Below are 14,480 nucleotides of genomic sequence, written 5' to 3' on the forward strand. Positions count from 1 at the left end.
GCCTTGGCCATGCAGGTGCCCGCGGCCGACGAGCCTTTCGTCGCCGCGCTGGCCGGGATCGACTGGTCCCGGCCGTGGTTCCAGCCGTTTGCGGCGCGGGGTGCCGCGCTCGCTGCGGCGGTGCAGGGCGGCGCCGATTTGCGCGCGCTGCTAAACGCGTATGCAGCGCAACTTCGCCTGCGCAACGCCCGCGGCCTGCCGCTGCGTTTTATCGCCCAGCATGCCTTGCCCGAAGGCAGCGCCTATGAGGCGCATATCCATGCCACGGGCGAGATCCCGACCCGCGACAATCTCCACGATTTCTTCAACGCGCTGACCTGGCTGCATTTCCCGCGGGGCAAGCGCGTGCTCAACCAGATCCAGGCCGAGGTCATCGCGCGCGAAGGCGTGCAGACCACGCGCGGCGGCGTGCGCGATGCGGCGACCCTGTTCGACGAGAATGCGGTGCTGTTTGTCAGCGCCGATCAGGGCTTGGTGGATGCGCTCAAGGGGTTTGCGTGGCAGCGGCTGTTGGTCGAATCCAGGCCGGCGTGGGGCAGGGCCTGCACGGTGGTGCCGTTCGGCCACGCGCTGCTCGAAAAGCTGGTGCAGCCGTACAAGTCGGTCACTGCGCATGCGTGGGTGCTGCCACTGGCGCCGCAGCAGGCGGCAGGCCCATCGCTGGACGCCATGCTGGCGCAATCCCTTGCCGCTGCGGCCCAGGCTGGCGCGCTGCGCGGCGGGCGCAGTTTTGCGCCGCTGCCGGTGCTGGGCATCCCGGGCTGGTGCGACGATAATGCCGAACCTGGCTTCTACGCCGATACCGCGGTGTTCCGCCCGGGACGGCGCGCCGGCTGAAGGCGCCGCCAATCGGTGTTAGACTGCGGGCCGCAAAGCAGGCCAGGCAACCGCTGCCTGCACCGCAAGGTGCAGGGGGAGGAAAGTCCGGACTCCACAGGGCAGGGTGTTGGCTAACAGCCATCCACGGCAACGTGCGGAATAGGGCCACAGAGACGAGTCTTGCCGCCGGGTTCGCCCGGCGGGAAGGGTGAAACGCGGTAACCTCCACCTGGAGCAATCCCAAATAGGCAGGCGATGAAGCGGCCCGCTGAGCCTGCGGGTAGGGAGCTGGAGCCGGCTGGTAACAGCCGGCCTAGAGGAATGGTTGTCACGCACCGTTTGCCGCAAGGCGGGCGGGGCGCACAGAATCCGGCTTATCGGCCTGCTTTGCTTCTTCTTATGGCATGACCCGGCGCCACCACGGTGTACCGGGTCTGCATCTTCCCTTCAGGCTTCGACGATTTCCAGCGTGTGCGTGATCTCGGCCGTCTTGGCCAGCATGATCGACGCCGAGCAGTACTTTTCGTGCGACAGCTTGATGGCACGCTCGACCGTGGCGGGGTTGAGATTCTTGCCGGTCACCACAAAATGGAAGTTGATGCGGGTGAAGACCTTGGGGTCCTCGCCGGCGCGCTCGGCCTGCAGCTGGACGCTGCAGCCGGAAACGTCCTGGCGGCCGCGCTTGAGGATCAGCACCACGTCATAGGCGGTGCAGCCGCCCGTGCCGAGCAGCACCATCTCCATCGGCCGCGGTGCCAGGTTGTGGCCGCCGCCCTCAGGCGCGCCGTCCATCGCCACGATATGGCCGCTGCCGGTCTGGGCCACGAAGCTCATGCCGTCCGCGCCCATCCATGTCACTTTGCATTCCATTTTGTTCGTTCCTGTCGTTTATATTGTGTGTTACCGATCACAAACGCATGATCTCGAATCTTGCAATTCTCAGTATATGGCATCGTCAAGCTTGGGCTGCTGACGCCCATACCCGTATGAAATCTGAGGGTTTCCTCTAGTATGACAGTTCAATGACATAGCTGGATGTTGCATAAGTCATTGATTTCGAATTGAAATTACCTGTCTGGCGCGTCACGTCTTTCTTTCCGTAATACGAAATGGCATTTCGCAGTGCAAATTTCCCTTGCACTGGGGAAAACCCCATGTATAATTTGAATCATTGAACGACGGCACCGACAGCGCGCCAGAGTGCGAAAGCGAAGCCCCAGGGCAAGCCCGCCGCACCGCCCGCGAGTCCCTCCGTCGATCTCCCAGTGTCTCCTCCACCCTCCTCCTTTGGTGGATTCAAACCCAAGCTCAACAGCTTGGGTTTTTTTTCGCCCCCGCGTCCTGGTGCGCCGTGCACGGCAAAGTGCGCGCGGCTGCCCTGGCTTGGTCCCGCCATGGCGGCGACCTTGACGAAAAGATCAGTCTTTGCTTGTGCGGTTCTGGTGCCCACCAGTATAATGGAAGGCTTTCCGTCATACCCGCGGAAAGAAAGAGCAGGGCCAGGTCAGCCTTCACGGGCCAGCCACAAGACTTGCAGGGGCGAGTACAAGCCTTCGCGAGTCGGATTTCGGGTACGAACTAATAGTCAGGAAAAATCATGAAGACCTTTTCCGCCAAGCCTCATGAGGTAAAGCGCGACTGGTACGTGATTGACGCGACGGACAAAGTCCTCGGCCGTGTCGCCAGCGAAGTGGCACGCCGTCTGCGCGGCAAGCACAAGCCGGAATTCACTCCGCACGTCGACACGGGTGATTACATCATCATCGTCAATGCAGCAAAGCTGCGTGTCACGGGTACCAAGGAAACGGACAAGAAGTACTATCGCCATTCGGGCTACCCGGGCGGTATCTACGAAACGACGTTCGGCAAGATGCAGCAGCGTTTCCCGGGCCGTGCCCTGGAAAAGGCTGTCAAGGGCATGCTGCCGAAGGGTCCGCTGGGCTACGCGATGATCAAGAAGCTGAAGGTTTACGCCGAAGCCGAGCATCCGCATGAAGCGCAGCAGCCCAAGGCGCTGGAAATCTAAGGAGGCCAATCCATGATCGGTAACTGGAATTACGGTACTGGCCGCCGCAAGAGCGCTGTGGCTCGTGTCTTCATCAAGTCGGGCAAGGGCGATATCATCGTCAACGGCAAGCCCATCAAAGAGTATTTCGCTCGCGAAACCTCGCTGATGATCGTGCGCCAGCCCCTGGAACTGACCGCTCACGCTGAAACGTTCGACATCAAGGTCAACGTGACCGGCGGTGGCGAAACCGGCCAGGCCGGCGCAGTGCGCCACGGCATCACCCGCGCCCTGATCGACTACGATGCGACCCTGAAGTCGGCCCTGTCGAAGGCTGGCTACGTCACGCGCGATGCACGTGAAGTCGAGCGTAAGAAGGTCGGCTTCCACAAGGCGCGTCGTCGCAAGCAGTTCTCGAAGCGCTGATGCGTTTTCGCAGGTCCGGTACTGCCGGATCTTGCGAGACCAAAAAAACCGCACGCTGGCCGTGCGGTTTTTTTTCGCCTGCAGGGTACGGAAATACTCTGGCCTGCCGAAAAAGCGATTGGGCAGCCATACTTTTGTGGGGTATGGGCTGCGCGCGGCTACAATCACGCCCTGTCGCCATCGGCAAGTGCTGCTTGCCGGCGCGAATGCGCCACGGCCGGAGGGTTCGGCACGAACGAGAGAGGAGTGAGAGTGATGCTGTTTTCGAAAAAGAAGGGCCTTTCGATCGATACGCTGATCGGCGAAGACACCGCTATCGACGGCGACCTGGTCTTTGCCGGCGGCCTGCGCCTGGACGGCCGCGTGCGCGGCAACGTCACCGCGGCGCCGGGCAAGCCGAGCATGCTGGTGGTCAGCGAAAAAGGCATGGTCGAGGGCGAGATCAGCGTCGGCCACCTGGTGCTCAACGGCACTGTCAAGGGTCCGGTGCAGGCCACCGACCTGCTCGAACTGCAGCCGCATGCCCGCGTGCTGGGCGACGTGCGCTATGCGGCGCTGGAAATGCACCAGGGCGCGCTGGTCGAAGGCCGCCTGATGCCGCTGGTGCAAGGCGAGATCAAGGCGCTGCCGAACCTGCTCGAGGCGGCGCCGGCGGCTGAAGTGACGGAAGCGGCGGACGAGGCTGCCGCCACGGACCGCGCAGTGCCCGCTGGCGACGCGCATCCCACTGAAAAAGCCGCCTGAGCGGCACCCGCCATGCCGGGAACCCCCTTGAAAACACAGGGTTTCGGCACGATCTTCCAGTAGCGCTTAGAATACAGGCGTATATAAACAGGAGAACACCCCATGAACGCAGTCGCAGAGGCACCCGTTACCGAGGACGTGCCGGCACCGTTCGTCTTTACCGACAGCGCCGCCGACAAGGTCAAGCAGTTGATCGAGGAAGAGGGCAATGCCGAGCTGAAACTGCGCGTGTTCGTGCAGGGCGGCGGCTGCTCCGGCTTCCAGTATGGCTTCACCTTCGATGAGGAAGTCAACGAAGACGACACCACCATGGTCAAGAACGGCGTCACGCTGCTGATCGACTCGATGAGCTACCAGTACCTGGTCGGCGCCGAGATCGATTACAAGGAAGACATCAACGGCGCGCAGTTCGTAATCAAGAACCCGAATGCCTCGACCACCTGCGGTTGCGGCTCGTCGTTCTCGGTCTGACCGACACCGGTCCCAAAAAAACGCACCTTCGGGTGCGTTTTTCTTTTCCGCGATGACTTACCGGGCGGCGCGCCAGACCACGGGAAACCAATCTTCGCGCATGCGCTCGCCGGTCTGCTGATCGATGCCGGGGAAGGGCGGCGAGGGGCGCCCGGGCCGCTGCATGAAGCGCACGTCGTCGCCCAGGAAACGCGCCGAGAACGCGCGCCGGCGCCCGCTGCCGGTATTGCCGGCAGCGCCGTGCACGGTACGGAAGTCGAACACCACGGCATCGCCCGGCTCCAGTTCCGGTGTGAGCAGGGTGTAGCTACCGTCTTCCACGTCCGGCATCTCCATGAAGGCGTCGTCACCTCCATAGAAGTTCTCGTTGCTGGCCCAGCGCTTGGGCCGCACCAGCCGCGGCCAGCGGTGCGAGCCGGCCACCACGCGCAGGGTATTGGCCTGCGTCACCGGATCCAGCGGGATCCAGTAGCTCGCGGTCTGGGTGCCGTCGACACAGTAGTAGGGCAGGTCCTGGTGCCACGGCGTGGGCTTGGCCGTGCCGGGCTCCTTGACCAGGATGTGTTCGTGGAACACCTGCACCGCCTGCGACTGCATGATGCGCCCGGCAATGGCAGCCGCCGGCGACTGGCGGATAAAGTCATCGAACGGCGTAATGCGCTGCCAGTTGCAGTAGTCCTCGAAGAAGCGCCCGCTTTCGCCGGGCCGTACGTTCTCGATGGCAAAGGGGCCGGGCTCGGCCAGGTTCTGCGCAAAGCCGTCGCGCAGCCGTTCGACCCAGTCGGTGAAGGCGCCGCGCAGCACCAGCACGCCGTCGCGCTGGTAGGTGTCGATCTGTTCCTGGGTGATGTTCATGGCGATGTTGTATGGGGGCGATGTGCCCAGTATCGCCATGCGTTGGGGATAGGAAAAGCATATATTTCCTATGTTGCGATATAGGAAATCATGATCCCCTTCTCTTTCCGCCAGCTCGAATACTTTGTCGCCGCAGCCGAGCACGGCAGCATCAGCGCGGCGGCTCGGGCGCGCCATGTGTCGCAGCCGTCTGTCTCCACCGCGATCGCGCAGCTGGAAGACACCCTGGGCGAGCCTCTCTTCAGGCGCCAGGTCAGCCGTGGGTTGTCCCTGACGCCCGCCGGGCAGCGCCTGCTGGGGCGGGCACGAGACATCCTCGCGCTGGCGGCCGGCCTCACCGTGGACGACGCCACCGGCCGGGGGTTGACCGGCCAGCTCTCGCTGACCTGCTTCCAGGACCTCGGGCCGTACTTTGTGCCACGTCTGCTGGCGGGGCTGCGCCGGCACCATCCGGGCATCTCGGTGACCTTGTTCGAGGCCGACCTGGCGACCGTCCACCGCACGCTGCAGGCGGGCAAGGCCGAACTGGCGCTGACCTATGAACTGGGGCTCGATGCCCGCACCGAGCGCCGCACGCTGGCGGAACTGGCACCCTATGCGCTGCTGCCCGCCGGCCATCCGCTGGCAAGCGGCACCGATGTGAGCCTGGCCGACCTGGCAGGCGAACGGCTGATCCTCGAGGACATCCCGCAGACGCGCGAGTACTTCCTGTCGCTGTTCTGGGCGCATGGCCTGCACCCGGTGTTGCACCAGTACACGCAGACCTTCGAGATGCAGCGCGGACTGGTGGCGCACGGCTATGGCGTGGCGCTGTCGTGCACGCGCCCGGCCGGCGACCACAGCTACGACGGCGTGCCGATCGCCTGCCTGCCGCTGCGCGAGCCGGTGACGCCGCAGCGCGTGGTGCTGGCGCGCTCGCCGGCCATGCGGGCCTCGCCGCTGGCGCAGGCGTTCATGGATTGGGTGGAAGCGGGCGGCGCGATGCGCCTGCCCTAGCGCTTAGCGCGGATAGATTGCGCCCAGCACGCGCGGCCCGGCGGCGCCGGTCACGGTGGGCACGTTGCCGGGCTGGCGCAGCAGGCACTGGCGTGCCAGCCAGGCAAAGGCGATGGCTTCGACCTGCGACACCGGCACGCCGTAGTCTTCCGAGGTCTCGATGGCCACGCCGGGCAATGCCTGCACCAGCCGTGCCATCACGAACGCATTGCGGGCGCCCCCGCCGCAGACAATCAGGCGGCGCGCATCGGGCGCGTGGGTGCGCACGTCGCGCGCGATGGCCTCGGCCGTCAGCGCGGCCAGCGTCGCCTGCACATCGGCAGGTGCGAGGTGCTGGAACGAGGCGAGACGGGCTTCGAGCCAGCCCGGATGGAACAGGTCGCGCCCGGTGCTCTTGGGCGGCGCTGCGCTGAAGTAGGGCTCATCCAGGCACTGCGCCAGCAGTGCGGCGTCGACACGCCCGCTCGCGGCCCAGTCGCCGTTGCTGTCAAAGGGAAGCCCGCGGTGGCGGCCGATCCAGTAGTCGAGCAGCGCATTGCCCGGGCCGCAGTCGAAGCCGCTGACGGCGCCGCCCGCCGCGGGCAGGATGCTGATATTGGAGATGCCCCCGATATTGCAGGCAACGCGGGTTTCGGCGTCGCTGCCGAACAGCGCATGGTGCAGCGCCGGCACCAGCGGCGCGCCCTGGCCGCCGGCGGCGAGGTCGCGGCTGCGGAAGTCCGCCACCACGTCGATGCCGGCCAGCTCGGCCAGACGCGCCGGATGCTGGCTCTGGCGGGTGTAGCCGATGCCGTCATACAGGCCCGGCCGGTGGCGGATGGTCTGGCCGTGGGCGCCGATCGCGGCCACTGCGGCCGCGTCGACCTGTGCCTCGCCCAGCAGTGCGGCCACGCAGCCGGCGTAGACCTGCGCCAGCGCATTGGCTGCCAGCGCCTCCCGATGGATCTCGTCCTCGCCCGGTTGCTGCAGGGCAGAGAATGCCGCGCGCAGCGTGTCGGGGAAGGGCTGGCTGGCGGCCGCCAGCACGGCGGGCCGCGCGCCGCTGAAATCCACCAGCACCGCGTCGGCACCGTCCATGCTGGTGCCGGACATGATGCCGATATAGCGTTCGCTGCCAGGCACGGGCTGGGTCACGATGGGCGCGGTCAGTTGGAGGCGGTCAGCACGTTGTAGGTGCGCAGCGCATTGATGCGGCTGAGCAGCCCGCTGGTGTAGGTCAGGAATTCCTGGCGCGACTTGCCGGTCAGCGTCGGCGATTCCATCAGCGTGATGGTCAGCGGGTTCTGCGGCACGTCGTTGAAGCGGAACTCATAGTGCAGGTGCGGGCCGGTGGCCCAGCCGGTCGAGCCGACATAGCCGATCAGCTGGCCCTGGCGCACCGGCTGGCCCTGGCGCATGCCGGCAAAGCCGGACAGGTGCGCATAGTAGGTCGAGTAGCCGTTGGCGTGGTTCAGGATGACGATATTGCCGTAGCCGTTCTGCTGGCCCACGAACTCGACCACGCCGTCGCCGGTGGCCAGCACCTTGGTGCCGGTCGGGGCGGCGAAGTCCACGCCCTTGTGCTGCGCCCAGTCATGATGCAGAGGGTGCTCGCGGCCGCCGAAGCCCGACGACACGCGCGAGAATTCCACCGGCGAACGCAGGAACGGCCGCTTCATGCTGCGCCCGTCGAAGGTGTAGTAGGCGCCGCCGTCTTTGCTGTCCTCGGGCGCGAACCACAGCGCCTGGTGCAGCTGGTTGCGGTTGATCAGCTCCAATGCGACCACGCGGCCGTTGCGCACGAAGGTGCCGTCGCGGAAGCCCGCTTCGTAGATGATGCGGAAGCGGTCGCCGCTGGCGATGTCGTGGTGGAAGTCGATCACGCCGGAGAAGATCGACAGCATCTGCTGCACGACTTCGTCGGGCACGTTGGCCGCGTCCATGGCCTTGAAGAAGCCGCCCGCGGAAATCGCGCCCGAGGCCATCTCGTAGTGCACGTCGTTGTCGACGCGCTGCACCTTGGCCTTGTAGGTGGCGGCGGTATCGTCGCTGGCCGCGCGCACGCGCTCGATCACCAGCTCGCGCGAGGCGGCTGCATCGCCGCCCAGGTTGGCCTGCAGCGACACCAGCGTGTTGCTTTCGTCGATCTCCGCCTGCACCGCCTGGCCCGCGTTCAGGTTGAACAGGCCGCGCGCGGTCGGGTTCTTGACGATGAACGCCTGCGCGTCGGCATCGTCCACGCCCAGCCGCTTGAGCAGGCTGGCGATGGTGTCGCCGCGCTGCATGCGCTCTTCGCGTACGTAGACGGCCTGGTTGTCGGTAAGCTGTTCAAGTTGCTCGCGCACGTCGGGCATGCGCAGCGCCTGCTGCGTGCGCGGTGCGAGCGGATCGTCAAAGGCGCTGCGCGGCGCAACGCCCATCGCCGCGGCCATGCCGAGCGTGAAGATTGCGCCCACCGAGGCCGTCAGTTGTTTGCGCCGCCGCGCGTGCTGGGGGTTGGTCGGATCGACAAGAACCACCAGCTCACGCGCGAAAACTTCGCGGAGTCTGGACCACATCACGTAAAATTCAACCTTGGTCTGAGCACCACTGCCGGGGACGATGTGTCTCGTCTGCCTTCCTCCCCCGAGGTGCGGCGCGGGCTCTTCACTGTTATTTGGCCGCCAGCATTGCTGCACAAAGTGGCGGGTAGCGCACTGGAAAGGCTTCCGTAGGCGCCGGGAATCGCGGATTATACCAAAATCCGGCCCTGGCGGCTGTCAGGAAATTTCCTAAAATTTCAAGTATTTCAAAGACTTACGTCATGACTGAAGTTGCCACGGGCCCCACGGCCAAATACCCCCTGACGCCGTCGGTGATGCAGGCCCTGGAAGTCTCCAAGCGAGGCTGCGACGAGCTGCTGATCGAATCCGAGTGGACGCAGAAGCTGGCGCGCAGCGAGGCCACCGGCGTGCCGCTGCGCATCAAGCTGGGCCTGGATCCGACCGCGCCCGACATCCATATCGGCCATACCGTGGTGCTGAACAAGCTGCGCCAGCTGCAGGACCTCGGCCACCAGGTGATCTTCCTGATCGGCGACTTCACCTCGACCATCGGCGATCCGTCGGGCCGCAACAGCACGCGCCCGCCGCTCACGCGCGAGCAGATCGAGGCCAACGCGCAGACCTACTACCGCCAGGCCAGCCTGGTGCTGGACCCGGCCCGCACCGAGATCCGCTACAACAGCGAGTGGTGCGATCCGCTGGGCGCGCGCGGCATGATCCAGCTGGCGGCAAAGTACACCGTGGCGCGCATGATGGAGCGCGACGATTTCACCAAGCGCTTCCGCTCCGGGATTCCGATTTCCGTGCACGAGTTCCTCTACCCGTTGATGCAGGGCTATGACTCGGTCGCGCTCAAGTCAGACCTGGAGCTCGGCGGCACCGACCAGAAGTTCAACCTGCTGGTCGGGCGCGAGCTGCAGAAGGAATACGGCCAGGAGCCGCAGTGCATCCTGACCATGCCGCTGCTGGTGGGCCTGGACGGCGTCGAGAAGATGTCCAAGTCCAAGGGCAACTATGTCGGCGTGACCGAGGCGCCCAACGAGATGTTCGGCAAGCTGATGAGCATCTCGGACGACCTGATGTGGCAGTACTACACGCTGCTGTCGTTCCGCCCGCTGGCCGAGATCGAGCTGATGAAGCAGGAAATCGCGCTGGGCCGCAATCCGCGCGACTGCAAGGTGCTGCTGGCGCAGGAGATCGTGGCGCGCTTCCACAGCCAGGCCGATGCCGAGAAGGCACTGGAAGATTTCAACCACCGCGCCCGTGGCGGCGTGCCGGACGATATCCCGGCAGTCAGCCTGAGCGGCGCGCCGCTGGGCATCGCGCAGCTGCTCAAGCAGGCCAACCTGGTGCCGTCCACCTCGGAAGCCAACCGCAATATCGAGCAGGGCGGCGTCAAGATCGACGGCGCCACGGTCAGCGACAAGGCCACCAGGGTGGCCGCCGGCACCTATGTCGTGCAGGTCGGCAAGCGCCGCTTCGCGCGCGTGACGCTGGCCTGAGGCGGCCGGGATGATCGCGCTGATCCAGCGGGTGGCCCAGGCCCGCGTCACGGTAGAAGGCCGCACCACCGGTGAAATCGGCGCCGGCCTGCTGGCGCTGGTCTGTGCCGAGCGCGGCGACACCGAGGCGCAGGCCGAGCGGCTCCTGGCCAAGATGCTGTCGTACCGGGTGTTTTCCGATGCGGCCGGCAAGATGAACCTGTCGGTGCAGAACATGGACGGCAACGGCAACGCCGGCGGGCTGCTGGTGGTGTCGCAGTTCACGCTGGCGGCCGATACCAACAGCGGCACGCGGCCGAGTTTCACGCCCGCTGCCTCGCCCGAGGACGGCCGGCGCCTGTACGAGCATTTCGTGGCGCAGGCGCGCGCCGTCCATCCGCAGGTGCAGACCGGCGAGTTCGGCGCGATGATGCAGGTCAGCCTGGTCAACGACGGCCCGGTCACCTTCTGGCTGCGGGTGCCGCCGGCCTGAACAGATTCCAAGCTGCCGCGCCCCGGCGCGGCACCAAGACAGGAGAGACAAATGAAACTCTGGAGCAAGTCCTTCAACGACAACGCGCCGATTCCCGGCGAGTTCGCCTTCTGCGTGCCCGACGCCACCGCCCACGTGGCCCTGTCGAACAACCGCAATCCCGACCTGCACTGGGAAGACGCCCCGGCCGAGACGCGCTCGTTCGTGCTGATCTGCCACGACCGCGACGTCCCCAGCAAGGGCGACGACGTCAACCAGGAAGGCCGCGAAGTGCCGGCCTCGCTGCCGCGCGTGGACTTCTTCCACTGGGTGCTGGTCGACATCCCGCCGGGCCTGACCTCGATCGCGGCGGGCTCGCACAGCGACGGTGTGATCGCGCGCGGCAAGCCGGGCCCCGAAGCCGCCGGCGGCACCGCCACCGCGGGCGGCCTGCGCCACGGCATCAACGACTACACCAGCTGGTTCGCCGGCGATGCCGACATGAAGGGCGACTACTACGGCTATGACGGCCCGTGCCCCCCGTGGAACGACACGCTGCTGCACCACTACGTGTTCACGCTGTATGCGCTGGACGTCGACCGGCTGCCGCTGGATGGCACGTTCACCGGCGCGCAGGTGCGCGACGCGATCCAGGGCCATGTGCTGGCGCAGGCCAGCCTCACCGGAACCTATACGCTGAACCCGAAGCTGGCGAAATAACGCCTGGCCGGCGCCGCGCCAGCCGCGCAGTGCCCGGCCTCAAGGAAATCCCGAAGGAAACGGCATGTCGCAAAGCCCCGGGCCGCATTCGCTGGCCTATACCCACCTGATCGTGATCCGCCACGGCGAAACGGCCTGGAACCGGGAGCGCCGGCTGCAGGGCCAGCTCGACATTCCCCTGAACGAGACCGGCCGCGCCCAGGCGCGCGCGCTGGCCACTGCGCTGGCGGGCGAGCCGATCGATGCGGTATATGCCAGCGACCTGTCGCGTGCGATGGAAACCGCTGCGCCGCTGGCCGAGGTGCTGGGGCTGCAGGTGCGCCCCGATGCGCGCTTGCGCGAGCGCAGCTATGGCACGCTGCAGGGCAAGACCTACGCCGAAGTGGCCGAGCACCTGCCCGAGGATTTTGCCCGCTGGCAGGCGCGCGTGCCGGACTACGCGCCGCCTGAAGGCGAGTCGCTGCTGGGCTTCCATGAGCGCGCGGTCGAGGTGGTGCTGGCGCTGTCGCGCCGGCATCCCGGCGAGCGCATCGCGCTGGTGGCGCACGGCGGCGTGCTCGACTGCCTGTACCGCGAGGCCACCGGCATGACGCTGGAAGCGCCGCGCCAGCATGAACTGCTCAATGCCAGCGTCAACCGGCTACGCAGCGACAGCACCCACCTGACGCTGGCGCAGTGGGGCGATGTCAGCCACCTGGAAAATCTGGCGCTGGACGAGGTGGACCGGCGCGTGCCGTAGCGCTACACGCGGACGCGGAACGGGGTGAAGTCGGTATTGCGGTCGAAGTAATCCTCGTTCTCGGCCCGCTTCAGGAACCCCACCACCTTGTACGTCACCGGTGTCATTACCACTTCCCAGCCGGTCTTCAGCACGTACTGCGCCACCGCCACCTGGATCACCTTCTCCAGCGGCCAGATGCCGTAGAAGGCGATCACGTAGAACAGCGACGAGTCGACTAGCTCCCCGGCCAGCGTGGAGCCGATCGTGCGCGTCCACAGCCACCGCCCCGACGTCCACAGCTTCATCTTGGCCAGCACGTAGCTGTTGGTGAAGCTGCCGCAGCAGAAGGCGATCAGCGAGCCGAGCGCAATCCGCCAGGTGTTGCCGAACACCTCCTGCAGGCTTTTCTGGTAGTCCGCCATGAAGGGCGCGACCGGCATGTTCAACACCACCAGGCTCATGAAGGTGGCGAACGCCAGCGCGGCAAAGCCGGCCCAGACCACGCGCCGGTCGCGGCCGTAGCCGTAGACCTCGGTCAACACGTCGCCGAAGATGTAGGAGATCGGGAAGAACAGCACCCCGGCGCCGAAGGTCACCGTGCCGATCACCGGCAACGTCACCTGCGCCGCCTTGGCCGCGCCGATCAGGTTCGAGCACAGCAGCACGGTGACAAAGGCCACCATGACTAAGTCATAGTAGCGGTAGACACGGCCCGGTTGGGTCGTGCTGGCGGGGACGGCGGACATGGGGGCTCCCGGTCGGACGCGCTGGCGCGCGGTGTTTTGGGCGCGATTATGCCAGCGGGCCCCGGATTGCGCCGCGCCTGCCGCGGCGTGCGCAAGCGTTGCTGTGGCCGCCCGAAATGAAAATTCCCGGCCGAAGCCGGGAACTTCAGGTAGAGCGGCGCAGCCGGGTGGCCGCGTCAGATTTCCAGCTTGCTGATCTTGGCGCCGTTCACCGAGACGTCGAACATCAGGCCGGCATTGGTCTGCACGAAGGCAATCACCGGCTGCTGGCTGGTCAGGGTGTCGAGCCTGCCGTCCGCGCCGATCTTGGCCACCGCCACGTTGGCATCGGCGCCGGCGGTCCAGCCCTTGCTGGAAACAAACTTGTTGTAGGCCTCCGGGGTCATGAACATGATGATGACGGCCTTGGACTGCCCGCCGGCGGTCAGCCCGACCGAGGCCTGCGTCGTGCTGTAGTAGCCGACCGTCGCGCCCTTCGATCGCAGCGCACCCTCGCCGTACTCGCCGCCTACCACCAGGCCGGCCGAGATCACGCGCGGGAACACCAGGACCCCTTGCGCACGCTGCGCCAGGTCGCGTGCGCCGGCGTTGGTGGAGAACAGCCGGTTCAGCGCTCCGTCCACCCCTGCATCGATTTCCTGCTTCTTGGCGACCGGGTCCTTCGAGGCGCTGGTGCCGGTAGTGCTGCAGCCCGCAGCCATCACCGTGGCGACGAGCAGGCCCGATCCGGCAACCCGGGTAACAAAGTGGCGACGATTCATAGGTAACCTCCTGATGGGAAAAGTACCGCGTCTGGCTCAGTGGCTCAGTTGGCTGCGGCTGCCGCGGGTGCCTTGACCGTAATGGCCACGACTTCACGGTAGACGATCTTGGCCATCTGGCCCTGCTTGATGCCGTTCAGGTCGATGGCCGGGTCCTGCACTTTCACCGTGCGCAGCGTCTCGCGCGGACCGCGGAAGGTGATCAGGCGCTTGGCCGGGTCGACCTTGGTGATCTGTGCGGTCACCGTGGTGGTGATCTCGCGCATGATGCCTGGCTTGCCGCCCTCTGCGGCGCGCGTGGTGCGGTCGACCGATTCGGCCAGTGCGGTGGCCTTGCTGTCGACCGGTTCAAGCGCGGCGACCAGCGCGGCGCCACGCGCTACGGTCAGGATGTCGCCCTTGCGGATCTGGCCAAAGTTGCGGGCTTCGTCGCCAGCGACCAGTTCGACCACGTTGCCGCGCGGGCCCTGGACCAGCACGGCCTTGGATTCGGGATCGATATCGACGATCTTGCCGCTGATGACCGCTTCTTCGGCCACGCCGACCGGCGCCGGCGGGCGCTGGGCGTTGGCACTGCCGGCGGCGAACGCGGTGGCGGCGAGGGCTGCGGCGAGCAGGCTGGACGAATGGCGAATCATTGGCTTTCCTTGACGTATTTGTGAAGGTGCCGTGCCTGGCGGGGCGCGGCCATCGCAGCACCGGGCCGGTGCCGATAAAGCCATTGTGGACAATCGGCCACGG

At 66.1% G+C, this 14,480-nt stretch carries 17 protein-coding genes and 1 other RNA gene; 11 read left to right on the plus strand and 7 right to left on the minus strand.

Annotated elements, in window-relative coordinates; genetic code table 11:
- The first annotated feature begins 9 nt into the window (after nucleotides 1-9).
- Together AC3WL8_RS09220 and rnpB are read left to right on the plus strand one after the other, a co-directional pair.
- Nucleotides 10-837, plus strand: coding sequence for a DUF3025 domain-containing protein (locus AC3WL8_RS09220; RefSeq protein WP_211980714.1), 828 nt, complete (start codon nucleotides 10-12; stop codon nucleotides 835-837).
- A gap of 34 nt (nucleotides 838-871) precedes the next feature.
- Nucleotides 872-1,212: RNase P RNA component class A (gene rnpB, locus AC3WL8_RS09225), an RNA gene on the plus strand.
- Nucleotides 1,213-1,266: 54 nt separating this feature from the next.
- Here rnpB and AC3WL8_RS09230 read toward each other — a convergent pair.
- Complete coding sequence (locus AC3WL8_RS09230) at nucleotides 1,267-1,689, minus strand: OsmC family protein (RefSeq protein WP_013955568.1); 423 nt, start codon at nucleotides 1,687-1,689, stop codon at nucleotides 1,267-1,269.
- Between the two features lie 727 nt (nucleotides 1,690-2,416).
- Between AC3WL8_RS09230 and rplM the strand changes: the two genes are divergently transcribed.
- The 4 genes from rplM to erpA all read left to right on the plus strand — a co-directional run bounded on the left by rplM (nucleotide 2,417) and on the right by erpA (nucleotide 4,465).
- Entirely contained in the window at nucleotides 2,417-2,845 is a 429-nt protein-coding gene (gene rplM / locus AC3WL8_RS09235) for a 50S ribosomal protein L13 (protein ID WP_010813907.1), read from the plus strand.
- Between the two features lie 12 nt (nucleotides 2,846-2,857).
- Nucleotides 2,858-3,250: a 30S ribosomal protein S9 gene (rpsI, locus tag AC3WL8_RS09240; RefSeq protein ID WP_010813906.1), complete on the plus strand. Its 393-nt coding sequence runs from the start codon at nucleotides 2,858-2,860 to the stop codon at nucleotides 3,248-3,250.
- Nucleotides 3,251-3,505: 255 nt separating this feature from the next.
- Nucleotides 3,506-3,994: a bactofilin family protein gene (locus tag AC3WL8_RS09245; RefSeq protein ID WP_013955569.1), complete on the plus strand. Its 489-nt coding sequence runs from the start codon at nucleotides 3,506-3,508 to the stop codon at nucleotides 3,992-3,994.
- A 102-nt stretch (nucleotides 3,995-4,096) separates the two neighbouring features.
- Nucleotides 4,097-4,465: an iron-sulfur cluster insertion protein ErpA gene (gene erpA / locus AC3WL8_RS09250; RefSeq protein ID WP_010813904.1), complete on the plus strand. Its 369-nt coding sequence runs from the start codon at nucleotides 4,097-4,099 to the stop codon at nucleotides 4,463-4,465.
- Between the two features lie 57 nt (nucleotides 4,466-4,522).
- Here the strand turns inward: erpA and AC3WL8_RS09255 are convergent, their stop codons facing one another.
- The gene (locus AC3WL8_RS09255; protein WP_211980715.1) at nucleotides 4,523-5,320 is read right to left on the minus strand and encodes a phytanoyl-CoA dioxygenase family protein; all 798 of its coding nucleotides are present in this window, start codon (nucleotides 5,318-5,320) and stop codon (nucleotides 4,523-4,525) included.
- Nucleotides 5,321-5,410: 90 nt separating this feature from the next.
- Between AC3WL8_RS09255 and AC3WL8_RS09260 the strand changes: the two genes are divergently transcribed.
- Entirely contained in the window at nucleotides 5,411-6,316 is a 906-nt protein-coding gene (locus AC3WL8_RS09260; RefSeq protein WP_011614539.1) for a LysR family transcriptional regulator, read from the plus strand.
- A gap of 3 nt (nucleotides 6,317-6,319) precedes the next feature.
- Here AC3WL8_RS09260 and AC3WL8_RS09265 read toward each other — a convergent pair whose 3' ends face one another.
- Both AC3WL8_RS09265 and AC3WL8_RS09270 read right to left on the minus strand, forming a co-directional pair.
- A complete protein-coding gene (locus tag AC3WL8_RS09265; RefSeq protein WP_492378173.1) occupies nucleotides 6,320-7,450 on the minus strand; it encodes an anhydro-N-acetylmuramic acid kinase in 1,131 nt (376 codons plus the stop codon).
- A gap of 11 nt (nucleotides 7,451-7,461) precedes the next feature.
- Nucleotides 7,462-8,853 (minus strand): M23 family metallopeptidase, encoded by a 1,392-nt coding sequence (locus tag AC3WL8_RS09270; protein WP_153953240.1) that lies wholly within the window; start codon nucleotides 8,851-8,853, stop codon nucleotides 7,462-7,464.
- A gap of 245 nt (nucleotides 8,854-9,098) precedes the next feature.
- Here AC3WL8_RS09270 and tyrS point away from each other — a divergent pair, with 245 nt between their 5' ends.
- The 4 genes from tyrS to AC3WL8_RS09290 all read left to right on the plus strand — a co-directional run bounded on the left by tyrS (nucleotide 9,099) and on the right by AC3WL8_RS09290 (nucleotide 12,250).
- Nucleotides 9,099-10,340 (plus strand): tyrosine--tRNA ligase, encoded by a 1,242-nt coding sequence (tyrS, locus tag AC3WL8_RS09275; RefSeq protein ID WP_211980717.1) that lies wholly within the window; start codon nucleotides 9,099-9,101, stop codon nucleotides 10,338-10,340.
- Nucleotides 10,341-10,350: 10 nt separating this feature from the next.
- Nucleotides 10,351-10,812, plus strand: coding sequence for a D-aminoacyl-tRNA deacylase (dtd, locus tag AC3WL8_RS09280; RefSeq protein ID WP_492378174.1), 462 nt, complete (start codon nucleotides 10,351-10,353; stop codon nucleotides 10,810-10,812).
- A 51-nt stretch (nucleotides 10,813-10,863) separates the two neighbouring features.
- Nucleotides 10,864-11,511, plus strand: coding sequence for a YbhB/YbcL family Raf kinase inhibitor-like protein (locus tag AC3WL8_RS09285; protein ID WP_492378175.1), 648 nt, complete (start codon nucleotides 10,864-10,866; stop codon nucleotides 11,509-11,511).
- Nucleotides 11,512-11,575: 64 nt separating this feature from the next.
- Complete coding sequence (locus tag AC3WL8_RS09290; RefSeq protein ID WP_035824657.1) at nucleotides 11,576-12,250, plus strand: histidine phosphatase family protein; 675 nt, start codon at nucleotides 11,576-11,578, stop codon at nucleotides 12,248-12,250.
- Between the two features lie 2 nt (nucleotides 12,251-12,252).
- On the opposite strand, the gene AC3WL8_RS09295 is transcribed toward AC3WL8_RS09290, so the two are convergent.
- The 3 genes from AC3WL8_RS09295 to AC3WL8_RS09305 form a co-directional block, all read right to left on the minus strand.
- Entirely contained in the window at nucleotides 12,253-12,978 is a 726-nt protein-coding gene (locus AC3WL8_RS09295) for a queuosine precursor transporter (protein WP_013955577.1), read from the minus strand.
- Nucleotides 12,979-13,154: 176 nt separating this feature from the next.
- Complete coding sequence (locus tag AC3WL8_RS09300) at nucleotides 13,155-13,739, minus strand: BPSL1445 family SYLF domain-containing lipoprotein (RefSeq protein WP_013955578.1); 585 nt, start codon at nucleotides 13,737-13,739, stop codon at nucleotides 13,155-13,157.
- Nucleotides 13,740-13,783: 44 nt separating this feature from the next.
- Entirely contained in the window at nucleotides 13,784-14,377 is a 594-nt protein-coding gene (locus AC3WL8_RS09305; protein ID WP_010813893.1) for a hypothetical protein, read from the minus strand.
- Nucleotides 14,378-14,480: the final 103 nt, after the last annotated feature.

The sequence above is a fragment of the Cupriavidus sp. FW305-F7 genome, from assembly GCF_058782875.1.